The sequence below is a fragment of the Zhaonella formicivorans genome (assembly GCF_004353525.1).
Lineage (GTDB): Bacteria > Bacillota > DUOV01 > DUOV01 > Zhaonellaceae > Zhaonella > Zhaonella formicivorans.
In genome coordinates, this window is sequence record NZ_CP085524.1 from 755745 (window position 1) to 768574 (window position 12830).

Annotated in this window: 13 protein-coding genes; 12 read left to right on the forward strand and 1 reads right to left on the reverse strand. The window is 44.7% G+C overall.

What is annotated here, in order from left to right; genetic code table 11:
• The first annotated feature begins 246 nt into the window (after positions 1–246).
• The 7 genes from EYS13_RS03670 to EYS13_RS03705 all read left to right on the forward strand — a co-directional run bounded on the left by EYS13_RS03670 (position 247) and on the right by EYS13_RS03705 (position 8218).
• Entirely contained in the window at positions 247–1464 is a 1218-nt protein-coding gene (locus EYS13_RS03670) for a glycosyltransferase family 4 protein (RefSeq protein WP_227766042.1), read from the forward strand.
• A gap of 165 nt (positions 1465–1629) precedes the next feature.
• On the forward strand, positions 1630–3171 hold the full coding sequence (locus EYS13_RS03675) for an alpha,alpha-trehalose-phosphate synthase (UDP-forming) (protein WP_227766043.1): 1542 nt from the start codon (positions 1630–1632) through the stop codon (positions 3169–3171).
• The gene (gene otsB, locus EYS13_RS03680; protein ID WP_227766044.1) at positions 3119–3904 is read left to right on the forward strand and encodes a trehalose-phosphatase; all 786 of its coding nucleotides are present in this window, start codon (positions 3119–3121) and stop codon (positions 3902–3904) included. Before EYS13_RS03675 ends, otsB begins: the two co-directional genes overlap by 53 nt.
• 593 nt (positions 3905–4497) lie before the next feature.
• Positions 4498–5616 (forward strand): putative cytokinetic ring protein SteA, encoded by a 1119-nt coding sequence (gene steA / locus EYS13_RS03690; RefSeq protein ID WP_227766046.1) that lies wholly within the window; start codon positions 4498–4500, stop codon positions 5614–5616.
• A 21-nt stretch (positions 5617–5637) separates the two neighbouring features.
• The gene (locus EYS13_RS03695; protein WP_227767790.1) at positions 5638–6315 is read left to right on the forward strand and encodes a glycosyltransferase family 2 protein; all 678 of its coding nucleotides are present in this window, start codon (positions 5638–5640) and stop codon (positions 6313–6315) included.
• Entirely contained in the window at positions 6309–7130 is an 822-nt protein-coding gene (locus EYS13_RS03700; protein ID WP_227766048.1) for a hypothetical protein, read from the forward strand. The genes EYS13_RS03695 and EYS13_RS03700 overlap by 7 nt, the downstream gene beginning before the upstream one ends.
• Positions 7131–7144: 14 nt before the next feature.
• On the forward strand, positions 7145–8218 hold the full coding sequence (locus EYS13_RS03705; protein ID WP_227766050.1) for a DUF3866 family protein: 1074 nt from the start codon (positions 7145–7147) through the stop codon (positions 8216–8218).
• Here the strand turns inward: EYS13_RS03705 and EYS13_RS16190 are convergent.
• Positions 8215–8340: a hypothetical protein gene (locus EYS13_RS16190; RefSeq protein ID WP_265332409.1), complete on the reverse strand. Its 126-nt coding sequence runs from the start codon at positions 8338–8340 to the stop codon at positions 8215–8217. The two genes, EYS13_RS03705 and EYS13_RS16190, sit on opposite strands and share 4 nt — an antisense overlap.
• Positions 8341–8421: 81 nt before the next feature.
• On the opposite strand from EYS13_RS16190, the gene EYS13_RS03710 reads away from it, so the two are divergent.
• The 5 genes from EYS13_RS03710 to xerD all read left to right on the forward strand — a co-directional run bounded on the left by EYS13_RS03710 (position 8422) and on the right by xerD (position 12822).
• Positions 8422–8964, forward strand: coding sequence for an NUDIX domain-containing protein (locus tag EYS13_RS03710; protein WP_423055318.1), 543 nt, complete (start codon positions 8422–8424; stop codon positions 8962–8964).
• Positions 8961–9641: a hypothetical protein gene (locus EYS13_RS03715; RefSeq protein WP_227766054.1), complete on the forward strand. Its 681-nt coding sequence runs from the start codon at positions 8961–8963 to the stop codon at positions 9639–9641. Before EYS13_RS03710 ends, EYS13_RS03715 begins: the two co-directional genes overlap by 4 nt.
• 94 nt (positions 9642–9735) lie before the next feature.
• On the forward strand, positions 9736–10365 hold the full coding sequence (gene spoIIM / locus EYS13_RS03720) for a stage II sporulation protein M (protein WP_227766056.1): 630 nt from the start codon (positions 9736–9738) through the stop codon (positions 10363–10365).
• A gap of 121 nt (positions 10366–10486) precedes the next feature.
• Positions 10487–11605, forward strand: a complete 1119-nt coding sequence (gene ald, locus EYS13_RS03725; protein WP_227766059.1) for an alanine dehydrogenase — start codon at positions 10487–10489, stop codon at positions 11603–11605.
• Between the two features lie 326 nt (positions 11606–11931).
• Positions 11932–12822: a site-specific tyrosine recombinase XerD gene (gene xerD, locus EYS13_RS03730; RefSeq protein ID WP_227766061.1), complete on the forward strand. Its 891-nt coding sequence runs from the start codon at positions 11932–11934 to the stop codon at positions 12820–12822.
• The last annotated feature ends 8 nt before the right edge of the window (positions 12823–12830 follow it).

A 12830-nucleotide genomic window follows, 5' to 3' on the forward strand; every position in this document is an offset into this window, starting at 1 on the left:
GCCTAAGTTACTATAAAAAAAGCATAAACACTACATTGATATGCTACGACTATGAGTTTAAATAAAATGTCTCCTGTTATAATTTCTTTACGAAATTATTAGTGGGAACTTTTGTTTGACTTCTTCGTTGGCATACATTACGGGAGACGATGTCTCCCGTTTTTCTTTTGTTTTGCAAGGAGGTGAATAAACAAGCCCACTACGTTTTAACCAATTCAATTTAGATCTACAGGAGGGATTGTTATAATGCGAATTGCTCAATTGCACTGGGCTTTTCCACCTATCATCGGCGGAGTGGAGAGCCACTTAGCCATGCTGGGACCAGAATTAGTCAAAAACAACTGTTCCGTTAGCCTTCTCACCGGCGCAGTCAAGGGGTTAAGCCATGAAGACCAGTATGAAGGGATGTACATTAAAAGAACTCAGTACCTGGATTTAAACAGCCTGTCGCCGGAAAAGATCAGGGCGCAAGCCAAAGAAATCAAGCATGAAATTGAGGAATTTATTAATAAAGTGCGACCGGATCTCATTCACGCCCATAACATGCATTATTTCAGCCCTGTACATGCCGACATTCTCTATGAGATAAAACAAGCAAATGGCATACCACTAGTCTTAACGGCTCATAATGTATGGGCTGATGCTGACCAAGTCTGGCAGGAAATGAATAAGAGAGTTCACATTTGGGATGCGGTGATAGCAGTTAGTGATTTCATAAAGAGGGAACTAATACGAGTTGGGTATGACGAGCGAAAAATTTCAACCATACATCATGGAATAGATTTAGACAGATTTAAACCATGTACACTTCAAGATACTCATAAAATAAAGCTTAAGTATCCCCAGTTTACTGGACGACGGGTGATTTTTCATCCGGCCAGGATGAGCCTGGACAAAGGCTGTCACATCAGCGTTAAAGCCCTGAAACTCATCAGCAAGCAGTTCCCCGAGGTACTGCTGGTGCTAGCCGGCACCGGAAAGACGGTGGACTGGGGTTCCCAACAGCAACAGGAAGTCAGGCAAATTTTTGGTTTGATAGAGGAGCTGGGCTTAAAAGACAGCGTTTTTGTAAGCTTTTTTGCCTGGGATGAGATGCCGCTGGTATACAAAGCAGCTGAAATTTGTATCTATCCATCATGTTTTGAAGAACCTTTTGGCTTGGTAATGCTGGAAAGCATGGCCACGGCCAAGCCTATAGTCGTCAGCCGGGCAGGTGGTATGCCGGAGGTGGTCCAAAACGGCGTCAATGGTTTTGTAGTACCGATGGAAAACGCAAAAGAATTGGCAGATAAGTGCTGTCAGTTGCTTGCTGACCCTAAATTGAGCCGGCAGATAGGCAGCCGGGGCAGAAGCATGGTGGAAAAGCGGTGGACAAAGGAAATTATGACCGACAGTACGTTACAAGTGTATAACGGACTCCTTAATAACAGAAGTATCGACGTAAATTTCGATACTGTTGCTTGAGGCAACTAGTGGAGACAAAAATTTCTTGGTAACATAGGGTCTGCAGGATTGGTATTTCGCCAATTCTGGCTTTTTTGAGCTAATGGCATTAAGCTTCTTACAATCCTGGTGTTTTCTGGACATTACTTTACAAAACAAAGAAATTTCTAAGCAGGAGGTGAAAGTGTGGGTTTACTCAGACCGCTTGCTTTGAACTCTAAGGGACAGTTGGTAGTAGTATCCAACCGGGGAGCTTGTACCTTTAAAGAAACCTCTCACGGTATTCAGGCTACGCCGTCTGTAAGTGGCTTGGTGACAGCTGTGGAGCCTGTTATCACCCAAGAAGGAGGTGCATGGGTAGCTTGGGGTGGCAGATACGGCAAGGAGCACGAAACGTTAGGTGTATCATTGCCTATGCCGGAAAAGGATCCGAAATATGTCCTGCATGAAGTTTTGCTTACGCATGAGGAAGTAAGTCTATATTATGATGGCTTTAGCAACGGCTGTCTGTGGCCTTTATGCCATAATTTCATTGAAAAAGTTTCTTTCAGCGAAGAACAGTGGAAAGCTTATTCACGAGTAAATCAAAAATATGCCGAGGTTGTTTTAAAAATTTCCAGTTCTCATGATTTTATCTGGGTCCATGATTACCAACTGGCTAGGGTGCCAGGTTTTATTCGCAGGCACCGGCGCTGGGCCAATATTTCCTTTTTCTGGCACATTCCTTTCCCGCCGGCAGAAATCTTTGCAATTTTGCCTTGGGCCAAGGAATATATATCCGGCATGCTTGATGCTGATCTTATCGGATTTCATACCAAAACTTACGAACGAAATTTCCTGCAGGCAGCCAAGGAAATAGTAGGTGCCGAAGTTGACTATTTATCAGGTACTGTTCATTGGCAGGGCAGAAAGATCAAAGTTATTGCTGTACCAATAGGTATCAACTGGCGGGAATTTGAACGCTTGGCATGCTCAGATGAAGTTATGGAGAAAGCAGCACAAATCAGGGGCGCTGCCGGAGGGCAGTACATGCTCTTGGGAGTTGACCGGCTAGACTATACTAAAGGAATCTTGGAAAGATTAAAGGCAATTAGCTGGCTATTGGAAAACTATCCAGCGTACAGGGGAAAATTAACATTTATTCAGATTGCCGTTCCCTCCAGGACAGGCACCAATACTTACCAGCAGTTGAAGAGGCAAATTGAAGAAACCGTGGGCCGGATTAACGGGGCTTTTACTGAAAATTATCATGTCCCTGTCAAATATATATTTAAACCCTTACTCAAAAAGGAATTGGTAGCTCATTACCTGGCAGCTGATATTGCACTTGTAACGCCTGTAAAAGATGGGTTGAACCTGGTAGCCAAAGAGTATGTGATCTCTAATTGCAGGGATATTGGCGTGTTGCTCTTGAGCCCTTTTGCGGGAGCAGCAAGTCAGCTTCAGGACGCTTTATTGGCTAACCCCTATGACCCCCGGGAGATGGCTTCTAAAATTATTTTTGGCTTAAAGATGCCAATTGCAGAGAAAAAACAAAGATTAGCTGCTTTAAACAAAATTGTCAAAGAGCAGGACATTTTCTGGTGGTGGCGGCAGTTCTGGCAGAACTGGTTGCCTCAAATGGTGTTAAGCAAGACAGTTGCCTCTCGCAATGTTAGACCGGAGGTGCTTTGCCATGAGCCGCTTGATAGTATTGCGGGAAGAAACGCCGGAATCCTTGGCAGGTGAGGTTGCAAGCCGACCTGAATTGCTGCTTATGACTGATTACGATGGTACCTTGGTACCTCTTAAAGAAAGACCGGAATTAGCAGTGGCTGGTCCTATGCTTTTAAAATCTATCAAACGGATCGTAAAAAAACCAGGGGTTAAGTTGGCTATAGTGAGTGGACGGGATGTCGATGAGCTCAGAAAACTACTGCCAGTGAAAGAATTATTTTATGCCGGCTGCCATGGGGCGGAAATTGAAGGCCCATCTGGGAAACAATTTACTGCTGTTGATGGGAAGATGTTGGTTCCTGTCCTGGAGGAGATTGCCAGCAAAGCTGTGGACAGCATAAAAGGAAAAAACGGTTTCTTTGTTGAGTGCAAAAAGGCCTCTGTAGCCCTCCATTACCGGTTGGCACACCCTGTAGCCGCTTTAAAAGTATTGGATGAATTTGTAATGGCCGCTCGCCCCCTGGTGACAGAGCATGAACTTGAATTTATTGCAGGGAAAAAAGTTATAGAAGTCCGCCCTAAAGTTGTTAACAAAGGTGAAGCAGTAAAATATTTGACCAGCCTGTACTCCAGTTATTATCCCGTGTACATTGGAGATGACGTTAGCGATGAGGATGCATTTAGGGCAGTGCAGGAAAAGGGGTTAGGGGTGCTAGTTTCACCAAGTAAAAGGGTCACGGCGGCCTCCCGTTGGTTACGGGGGCCTGGTAAGGTAATCAGATTTCTGCAACTTCTCGCACAGTAGTATTAGCATTGTTTTTAGGAGGTCAAGAGCTGTACAGAAAATTATTTAGGGGTGCGGTACATAAATGAGTAAAAGCATTCCATAGCTATTTAACCGATGACACTTTTTGCTACTATTGCCTTTTCTTGGGCATAGGACGAACAACCATGAATACCAAAGGTATTGTCTAAATACGCTTGGCTAACATTTATTATAAGAGCAAAAGGGTTTAGGCCATGCTATCTCATGTGCCAAGGAATTTATCGGCCAGGAGCCTTTTGCGGTGCTGTTGCCCGACGATTTAATTGCGGCGCGGATTCCATGTTTAAGGCAAATGGTTGATACAGGTGCGATTACTAATTATTCTCAGTAAAGACTATTGCTGTAATAGAAAGCGCCTTTAGTTATGATAACTTTGATGAGAAAAAGTAAGTTTCACAAAAAGCAAAAAGCACCCGCTCGGGGGAGGGGATGAGTTTGAGATTCCTCCTTTCACCTTGAAGGGTTTTTTTTATTTGCGTTTTTGTTGGCTAAGCTTATAAATTTTGTATTTCTTCCCGGAATCTATACATACTAGAAATAAAAATGCTTTTACGCAAGCCAGGAGAAAAACCATGTATCTTAAAGGCAAAATAAGGGTGGATAAAAAGACTAAAGAGCTGGTCAAAAGACTAAAGGTCAACGAGATAGCAGTAATAAACCATAAAGATTTGGATGAGATTGCTGCCTTGGCTATAGTTAAAAGCAAGCCTAAATTAGTTATTAACGCCAGTCCTTCTATAACCGGTAAATATCCAAACCTTGGACCCCTTCGGCTCTTGGAGGCAGGTATACCGCTGCTCGATGAAGTGGGTCAGGATTTTTTCACAAATGTCATTGAGGGGCAGGAAATTGAAGTTAGGGATAATGCAGCAATAATTAATGGGCAAAAATACTTTGGAACCATGCTGAACAAAGAAGAAATATTAAACAAATTAAAGGTTATTCGGCAAAACTATCAGCAGGAACTAACCAGATTTGTTTACAATACTTTGGAATATGCAGCCAAAGAAATAGAGCTCATTGCTCAAAAAATGGACTTGCCTCCTCTCAAAACCAAACTGGCCAAAAAGCATGTGTTAATTGTGGTCCGGGGGCACAATTATCAAGAGGATTTAAAGACAATTCGGCCTTACATTCAAGAGGTTCGCCCCGTTTTAATTGGCGTGGACGGCGGGGCTGATGCGCTGCTGGAGAACGGATACAAGCCCGACTTAATTGTGGGCGATATGGACAGTGTTACGGATAAGGCTTTAAAAAGTGGTGCCGAATTAATTGTGCATGCTTATTCAAATGGTTACGCACCCGGTTTAAGCAGGCTGCAAAAATTAAATTTACATGCTCATATCCTGCCTGCTCCGGGAACCAGTGAAGATATAGCCATGCTTCTCGCTTACGAAAGCGGCGCTGATTTAATAGTTGCCGTAGGTTCCCATTCCAATGCCATTGATTTTTTCGATAAAGGCAGGCAGGGAATGTCGAGTACCTTTTTAGTTCGCTTAAAAGTGGGGACAATTCTTGTAGATGCTAAAGGGGTAAGTAAACTCTACCGGGGTAGAGTCAAAGTGCGGGATATGGTAAAAATTATTGCTGCAGCTTTAATCCCTATTTTTATTGTGCTGATGGTTTCACCTGTAACACACCAGCTTTTGAGGTTGATGTTTATCCGTTTCCGGCTCTTATTTAGTCTTTAGTAGGGAGAGGGTAAGGTGAATATGTTGCCGAAAGTTTCAGTTTTAATGGCTGCGTATAATGAGGAAAGCAGGATTGGAGACACAATAAAGACATTAAGGATGATTCCCGCTATCAAAGAAATTATAGTAGTAGATGATGGGTCTCGGGATGCTACTTGGCAAAAAGCGCTGGAGGCTGGGTGCAAAGTTATAAAACTTCCTGTCAATTCGGGAAAAGGAGCTGCTTTAAACGCAGGAGCGGCCAGCGTTACGGGTCAGGTCGTGCTCCTAATTGATGCTGATTTGGGAGCATCAGCTCGGGAAGCTGAAAAATTAATTGAGCCGGTGGTAAATAAGGAGGCCGATTTAACCATAGCTAAATTCCCACCGAGTCGCGGAAAAGGCGGATTCGGGTTGGTGAAGAAATTAGCGGCTTGGGGTGTTTACCTTTATAGCGGAACAACATGCGATTCAGTGCTTTCCGGGCAAAGGGCAATGACATTGGAAGTTTTTAAAAAACTCCTGCCTTTTACTCCTGGTTACAGTGTAGAAGTTGCGGCGACAATCAAATCGGCAAAGTTGGGGATTAAAATATTGGAAATTCCGGTAGAAATGTCCCATCGGGTAACCGGAAGGGATTTTCCGGGGTTTTGCCACCGTGGCAGGCAATTCTGGCATATTTTTTTGTTTTTGCTCAGTAAGGCGGGTACAAGATGTTAGCCCGGGCAATAATATTGCTGGTTACTGGTTTTGTTTGCCACCGGTTGTCTGGACCTATAATTCTTAAGCTTATGCAAGCAAATGCCTTGGTCCGCACGAATTATTTGGGAAAAGAAATAATTACGGCAGGAGGGTTAACAATCTTTAGCAGTCTGCTAGTAAGCATATTTTTTGTCAGTGCAATTTTTCCGGAGCAACAGCTTCCATGGCTGTTTTTCTTTGGCTGTGTTCTGATAACTTTGGTAGGCCTTTTAGACGACATTTGGGGCAATCATAAAGTTAAAGGTTTGCATGGCCACTTGCGCTCTCTCTGTAAAGGGGAATTGACCACGGGAGGGATTAAAGCGCTGACAGGCTTTGTCCTGGCATTCTTAACAAGCAGGCATTTTAGCCAAGATTATTTGAGTTTGGCAGTAAATGCGCTTTTGCTAGCTTTAGCAATCAATGCGCTAAATCTTCTTGATTTGCGTCCCGGCAGGACAATTAAAGTTTTCCTGCTTGGTTTTTTGCTGCTATTCTGGAAGTATGGGTTGTTGGTGGAACAGGGATGGATATTAGTTATGGTAGGCGCTTCTCTTTCCTATGCTCCGCTGGATTTCCGCGGAAAAGTCATGCTAGGGGACACCGGTTCCAACCTGCTGGGCTTTGCCTTAGGATATAGTTTAGTAGCCCTAATCCCTTTGTATACCAAAGCATTTTTGCTGATGCTGCTTGTATTGCTGCACTGGTACAGTGAACGTTATTCATTGACCGAGTTCATAGCTCGTGTAAGCATACTTGATTTCTTTGATCGCCTGGGTAGGCCTGAAGTATGAGAGCAGGTGAAGAAATGTTGAGTTTTAAGCGTGGCAAGGTAGAGGAAGTTTTGGCCAAAAGACCGGGTTGCACGGAAATTCTGGTACAAATAGAAGGGGAACGTTCCAAAGCTATCAATTACGATCAACTTACAGGCAATATCTCCCCCGGAGACATAGTGGTGGTCAATACTACCGCGGTAGAATTGAATTTAGGCACTGGCGGTTATCATTTCGTGATTAACAATCTAAGCCGGGAAAATATGCCTCTGGAAGGTCAGGGCCATATTATGAAATTGCGTTACACCCCTATGCAAATGAAAGTCCTCAGCGTGGAGGAAGAGGCCAGTCCTTTTCGCAAGAAACTTGAAGTCGCCGATTCTTTAAAGCAAACACCGGTTGTAGCTGCCCTCTTGCACAGCATGTTAGCCCCTGTAGCGCTGGCGATTAAAGCCCAGGCTTCGAAAAAAATTCGTGTCGTATACATGATGACTGACGGCGCTGCGCTGCCGCTGGCTTTGAGCAGGATAGTACCGGAATTATTGGAACGGGGCTTAATCCACGGAACAGTGACCGTAGGTAATGCCTTTGGTGGGCAAATTGAAGCGGTAAATATTTATTCCGGCTTGCTTGCAGCCAAGTCAGTTTTGGAAGCTGATATTATTATTGCTGCCATGGGTCCCGGTATAGTAGGAACAGGAACTAAATGGGGCTTCAGCGGTGTGGAACAAGGATTTGTGCTAAACGCTGCCGCTGTTTTAGAGGGTATACCGCTGGCAGTACCAAGGATAAGCTTTGCAGATCCCCGCTCACGGCATTATGGCATAAGCCACCATACCTTAACTGTGCTCCAAAAGGTTGCATTAGCCCCCACGGTAGTTCCAATGGCCAGGTTACCGGAAAACCAAATGCAGGTAGTGCTAGAACAATGGAAAGAGGCTCGCTTGCAGCGGCATTGTCTCAAGGTGGTGGAAGCTGAAAAGCAATTTGAGGAACTGGTTGTTTCAGGATTAAACTTGGCCACAATGGGGCGAAGCCCCGAAAAAGATAAAGCATTCTTTTTAACTAGTGTAGCGGCCGGTATTGTGGCTGCTGAACTGGCCGGTTAATGCAGCGCAGTGCGGAGAATTTCTTTAACAGTTGTCTCCGTGGAAAAATTTTGCAAAAAAGTGCTCAGTTCCTTGATCTTGCCAATAAAAGTAAAGGAGTTTTTGGTATAGATAATTTCCATTACATATCCCCCTGTTGTTGTGAGATTAATCCAAGTGCTATTATTATATGAATAAGACCAAAAAGTATGAGGGGTGGTATGATGGAAGAGCAAACCATACACAGTAAAACTGTCTTTAGGGGCAAAGTAGTTAGCCTGAGGCTGGAAGAAGTACAATTGCCAGATGGGCGCACAACCACTAGGGAAATTGTAGAACACCCGGGAGCGGTGGCTGTAATTCCCCTTTTAAACAGCGGAGAAATCGCCATGGTCAAACAGTATAGAAAACCGGTAGGGAAAGTTTTATACGAACTCCCTGCCGGAAAGCTGGAAAGAGGGGAAGAGCCTTTAAATTGTGCGCGAAGGGAATTATTGGAGGAAACAGGGCTAACTGCAAGCCAAATAACTAAACTGCTGGAATTTTACACCACTCCCGGCTTTAGCGATGAAGTGATGCATCTCTATTTGGCCACGGGACTTGAGCAGGGGGAACAGCGGTTGGACAGCGATGAATTTTTGCAGCTGGAGCGTTTTCCCCTGGCCACTTTGCTGAAAATGGTGCGGGAAGGTCAAATCCAAGATGCAAAGACTATCATTGGGCTGCTATGGTTAGCCAATAAAAATTGCTTGGGAGAAAAAAGGTGACAAAGGTATTCCAACCACAGGTTTCAGTGACTGCTGACGCCACCGGCGCATATCAGGCGGGAAAAAGTGGAAATCTCGTGATTATAGTAGATGTAATTGACATGAGTACCACCTTGGAGAGCGCTTTAGAAGCGGGCGCAACAGCGGTTTTTGGTGCCAGTCCGGCCAGTGTGCGACCGCCTGTGCCGGTAGACCCGGGGAAAATAGGATTAGAAGCCGGCAGCTTGGCCGTTAAGTTCCACAGCCCGTTGATAGTGGTGTGTGAACCGCGCTGGGGCAAAAGGTCAGACTTCATAGCCAGCGCTGCCGAAGTGCTGGAAGGCATCCACCTGGCCGGAGCCGAGATTGCTGACATTATCCCTAATTTAGGGGCCTCTACCGTTAAAATATGTGATTTTAAACAAAAGGTAGTGGTTGCCATCACCGATACGGGAGGGGTTGCCTTTGATGCGGCATATAATGCGGGCGGAACTGTGATCGTCGGGACTATAGCCAGAACTTTCCACAGCAAAGGGACAAAACCTGCTCAGAACGCTGTTGCCAGGGCACTGGCAATGGCTCAACAGTTAAAGAAAGACATAAGTGTGGTAGCTGCCAGCGCCAATTCGCTGGAAGATGTCCTAGCTGCCCAATATATTGGACAGCGCCTTTGGGAAGCAATCAGAAATAAGTATTAGTACTACCGCTGCAGTTAATTTTTTGGTACTTGGTATAAAACTCGTCCAAAGGCCATAGGTATGTATAAGAATGGCTTTAGGAGGAACTGCTGCTATGGGGAAAAAGTTCTGGCGTGTTATTAGTGTACATTGGAAGGACAATCTCTTGCTTTATATGGTCATCATTTTATTTTTACTTCTAGGCATTCTTGCCGGTGCTCTCGGGGCAAAAACTTTAAGTTCCAAACAGGAAGGAGAGCTTATAGAATATTTAAATCGTTTTGCTGCCAGTTTTACCAGCGTCGAAGTAGAGCCGGGCATATTAGTCAGACAGTCGCTGCTGACCAATTTAAAACTGCTTGGAATAGTTTGGTTTCTGGGTTTGACTGTACTTGGCGCCCCTTTGATCCTATTAGTTATTGCAGCCAAAGGTTTTTACCTTGGTTTTACCGCAGGTTTTTTGATTCAGGAAAAGGGGATGGCAGGCATCCTGTTAACTGCTCTGGCGCTGCTTCCGCAGAATATATTCAACCTGCCTGCGTTGGTGGCAGCAGGAGTAACTGCAGCCTCTTTTTCCTTTTGGCTCTTTAAAGGTCGGGTTAAAGAGCGCAATAAAAAGCTTTCACAACAATTCCTTATTTATACGTTACTGCTAGGGAGTCTTGCGGGGTTTATTTTATTAGGGTCCTTATTAGAAGCCTACCTGACTCCTCAATTGATAAAAATGGTCATAATGTATCTCTAAATTTACTCATTGCAAGTAATGCTTGGCTAACTGCCAAGTTTTTTTATTTCAGCCGCCACTGGAATAAAAATTGCCATATTACGAACAATAGTTAAAAATTGCGGTAAGGGAGCGAGGAGTAATGCTTATCGGCGTGCCTAAAGAAATTAAAAACAATGAGAACAGGGTGGCGCTTACGCCGGGAGGCGCTGCAAATCTTGTTCGTCTTGGGCATAAAGTCCTAGTTGAAACTAACGCAGGGGTGGGGAGCGGCTATCTGGACAGCGAATATGTTGTTGCAGGCGCCCAAATAGCACCGGATCGGGTCAGTGTTTACGGCGAAGCAGACATGATTATGAAGGTCAAGGAGCCTTTGCCGGAAGAATATGATTTATTCAGGGAAAAACAAGTGATTTTCACTTATTTACACCTTGCCCCGGAACCTGAGCTAACCAGAGCCTTAATGCGCCGCAAAGTAGTGGCCATTGCTTATGAAACTATTCAATTACCTGACGGAAGCCTGCCCTTATTAACCCCTATGAGCGAGGTAGCCGGCAGAATGTCGGTGCAAATTGGCGCCCATTTTCTGCAAAAACCTGAAGGTGGTAGAGGAGTTCTCTTAGGCGGTGTTCCAGGGGTGGCGCCGGCTGACGTGGTCATTGTGGGCGGAGGTATTGTAGGGACTAATGCGGCAAAAATGGCGGTGGGCTTAGGAGCACAAGTAACAATTTTGGACCTGAATGCAGCCCGGTTGAGGTACCTGGATGATCTTTTCCAAGGCAGGACTAAAAATCTGATGTCAAACCAGCATAATTTATCCATGGCGGTGAAATATGCGGATTTGCTCATCGGGGCAGTTTTAATCCCCGGTGCACGGGCTCCGAGGGTTGTTACGGAAGACATGGTAAAAACCATGAAAAAGGGTGCAGTAATCGTAGACGTTGCCATTGACCAAGGGGGGTGCGTGGAAACAATCGATAGAGTCACTACTCACAGCAACCCTATTTACGAAAAACATGGGGTGCTTCATTATGCTGTGGCTAATATTCCTGGAGCTGTAGCCAGGACCGCTACTATTGCGTTAACCAATGTAACATTGCCTTATGCTATAGAAATTGTGCAGAAAGGATACGAAAGAGCCATCAAAGAAAACGGTGCTTTAGCGCTGGGAGTAAACGTTATTGACGGCCAAGTGGTTTATAAAGCAGTTGCAGATGCTTTAAATTTACCTTATGTGCCTTTGCCGGAACTGTTGAAGTAGCTTGAAGCGCGGTTTGGTCGGGTAGCGCTCGGAAATCCTCAGTAGAAGCTTTTTAAAAACCTTTTTAACTTGTCTAAAGGAGGTTTACATGCAGGGGGAGGAAAAATTTCTAAGCGATGTAGCTGCTTTTTTGTGGAGAATTCATAGTTTTTTTCACTATTTTTAGGGTCAAATTATGATGGAAAAGCGGTGAGATAACTTTTTGCGCAAGAAGATAAACTTCAAGCGGTTAGGCTAAACGAGCTTTGTAACTTTGGGAGGAGTTTACTGCTTAATGTGGAATAAGTTAGGATAGACTTTCCATACAGGTATGGGGCTGGTAGATTATGAGAAGCAATGTGGAAGAATTTATCCATTATTTGGCGGTTGAGAGAGGTTTAGCCGAGAATACTCTTGAATCTTATTATCGAGATTTAATAGGTTTTTGCACGTTTGCTGCTGAGGTGGCCAAAGTGCGAAACGTGGGAGAAGTAACAAGGGAAGTAATTCTGCGCTACCTGCTGAATATGCAAAAAGAAGGCAAGTCACCGGCTACTTTAGCCCGGCATGTGGCCGCCCTCAAGTCCTTTTATCATTTTTTATTGCGGGAAAAGCTGATCGAGTTCGATCCTACTCTAAATGTAGATACGCCTAAACTCGCGCGCAAGCTGCCCCAAATTCTGTCGGTTGCTGAGGTCGACCGTCTTTTGCAACAGCCTGATCCTTCAACGCCAGCTGGCTTACGGGACAAATCAATGTTGGAACTAATGTACGCCACCGGTTTGAGGGTGAGTGAACTGGTCTCTTTACAGATAAATCAGGTTAACTGTGATACAGGGTTTATCCGCTGTACCGGTAAAGGCGCCAAAGAGAGAATTGTCCCTATTGGCAGCGTAGCCAAAGAGTGTCTTAACGCTTATTTGGCCTATGGCAGAGTTAAACTTCTCAAAATACCAAAAGAAGAAGCATTGTTTATCAACCAGATGGGTGCCCGGCTTACCAGACAAGGGTTTTGGAAAATTTTAAAAAAATACGCCAGAAAAGCAGGCATCGCCAAAGATATAACACCCCATACCCTGCGCCATTCCTTTGCTACCCATCTTTTGGAGAATGGCGCGGATTTGCGAGTAGTACAAGAGATGTTGGGGCATGCAGACATTACAACCACTCAAGTATACACCCATTTGACCAGCCGTCATTTGAAAGAGGTCTATAACAAAACCCACCCTAGGGCATAGTTCGGTAG

Bases quoted from the DNA above. Each gene is read 5' to 3' on its own strand.
- EYS13_RS16190 (WP_265332409.1), bottom strand. From the start codon at position 8,340: ATGGAAATTATCTATACCAAAAACTCCTTTACTTTTATTGGCAAGATC.
- EYS13_RS03710 (WP_423055318.1), top strand. From the start codon at position 8,422: ATGGAAGAGCAAACCATACACAGTAAAACTGTCTTTAGGGGCAAAGTA.
- EYS13_RS03705 (WP_227766050.1), top strand. From the start codon at position 7,145: ATGTTGAGTTTTAAGCGTGGCAAGGTAGAGGAAGTTTTGGCCAAAAGA.
- ald (WP_227766059.1), top strand. From the start codon at position 10,487: ATGCTTATCGGCGTGCCTAAAGAAATTAAAAACAATGAGAACAGGGTG.
- spoIIM (WP_227766056.1), top strand. From the start codon at position 9,736: ATGGGGAAAAAGTTCTGGCGTGTTATTAGTGTACATTGGAAGGACAAT.
- otsB (WP_227766044.1), top strand. From the start codon at position 3,119: ATGAGCCGCTTGATAGTATTGCGGGAAGAAACGCCGGAATCCTTGGCA.
- EYS13_RS03695 (WP_227767790.1), top strand. From the start codon at position 5,638: ATGTTGCCGAAAGTTTCAGTTTTAATGGCTGCGTATAATGAGGAAAGC.
- steA (WP_227766046.1), top strand. From the start codon at position 4,498: ATGTATCTTAAAGGCAAAATAAGGGTGGATAAAAAGACTAAAGAGCTG.
- xerD (WP_227766061.1), top strand. From the start codon at position 11,932: ATGAGAAGCAATGTGGAAGAATTTATCCATTATTTGGCGGTTGAGAGA.
- EYS13_RS03700 (WP_227766048.1), top strand. From the start codon at position 6,309: ATGTTAGCCCGGGCAATAATATTGCTGGTTACTGGTTTTGTTTGCCAC.
- EYS13_RS03670 (WP_227766042.1), top strand. From the start codon at position 247: ATGCGAATTGCTCAATTGCACTGGGCTTTTCCACCTATCATCGGCGGA.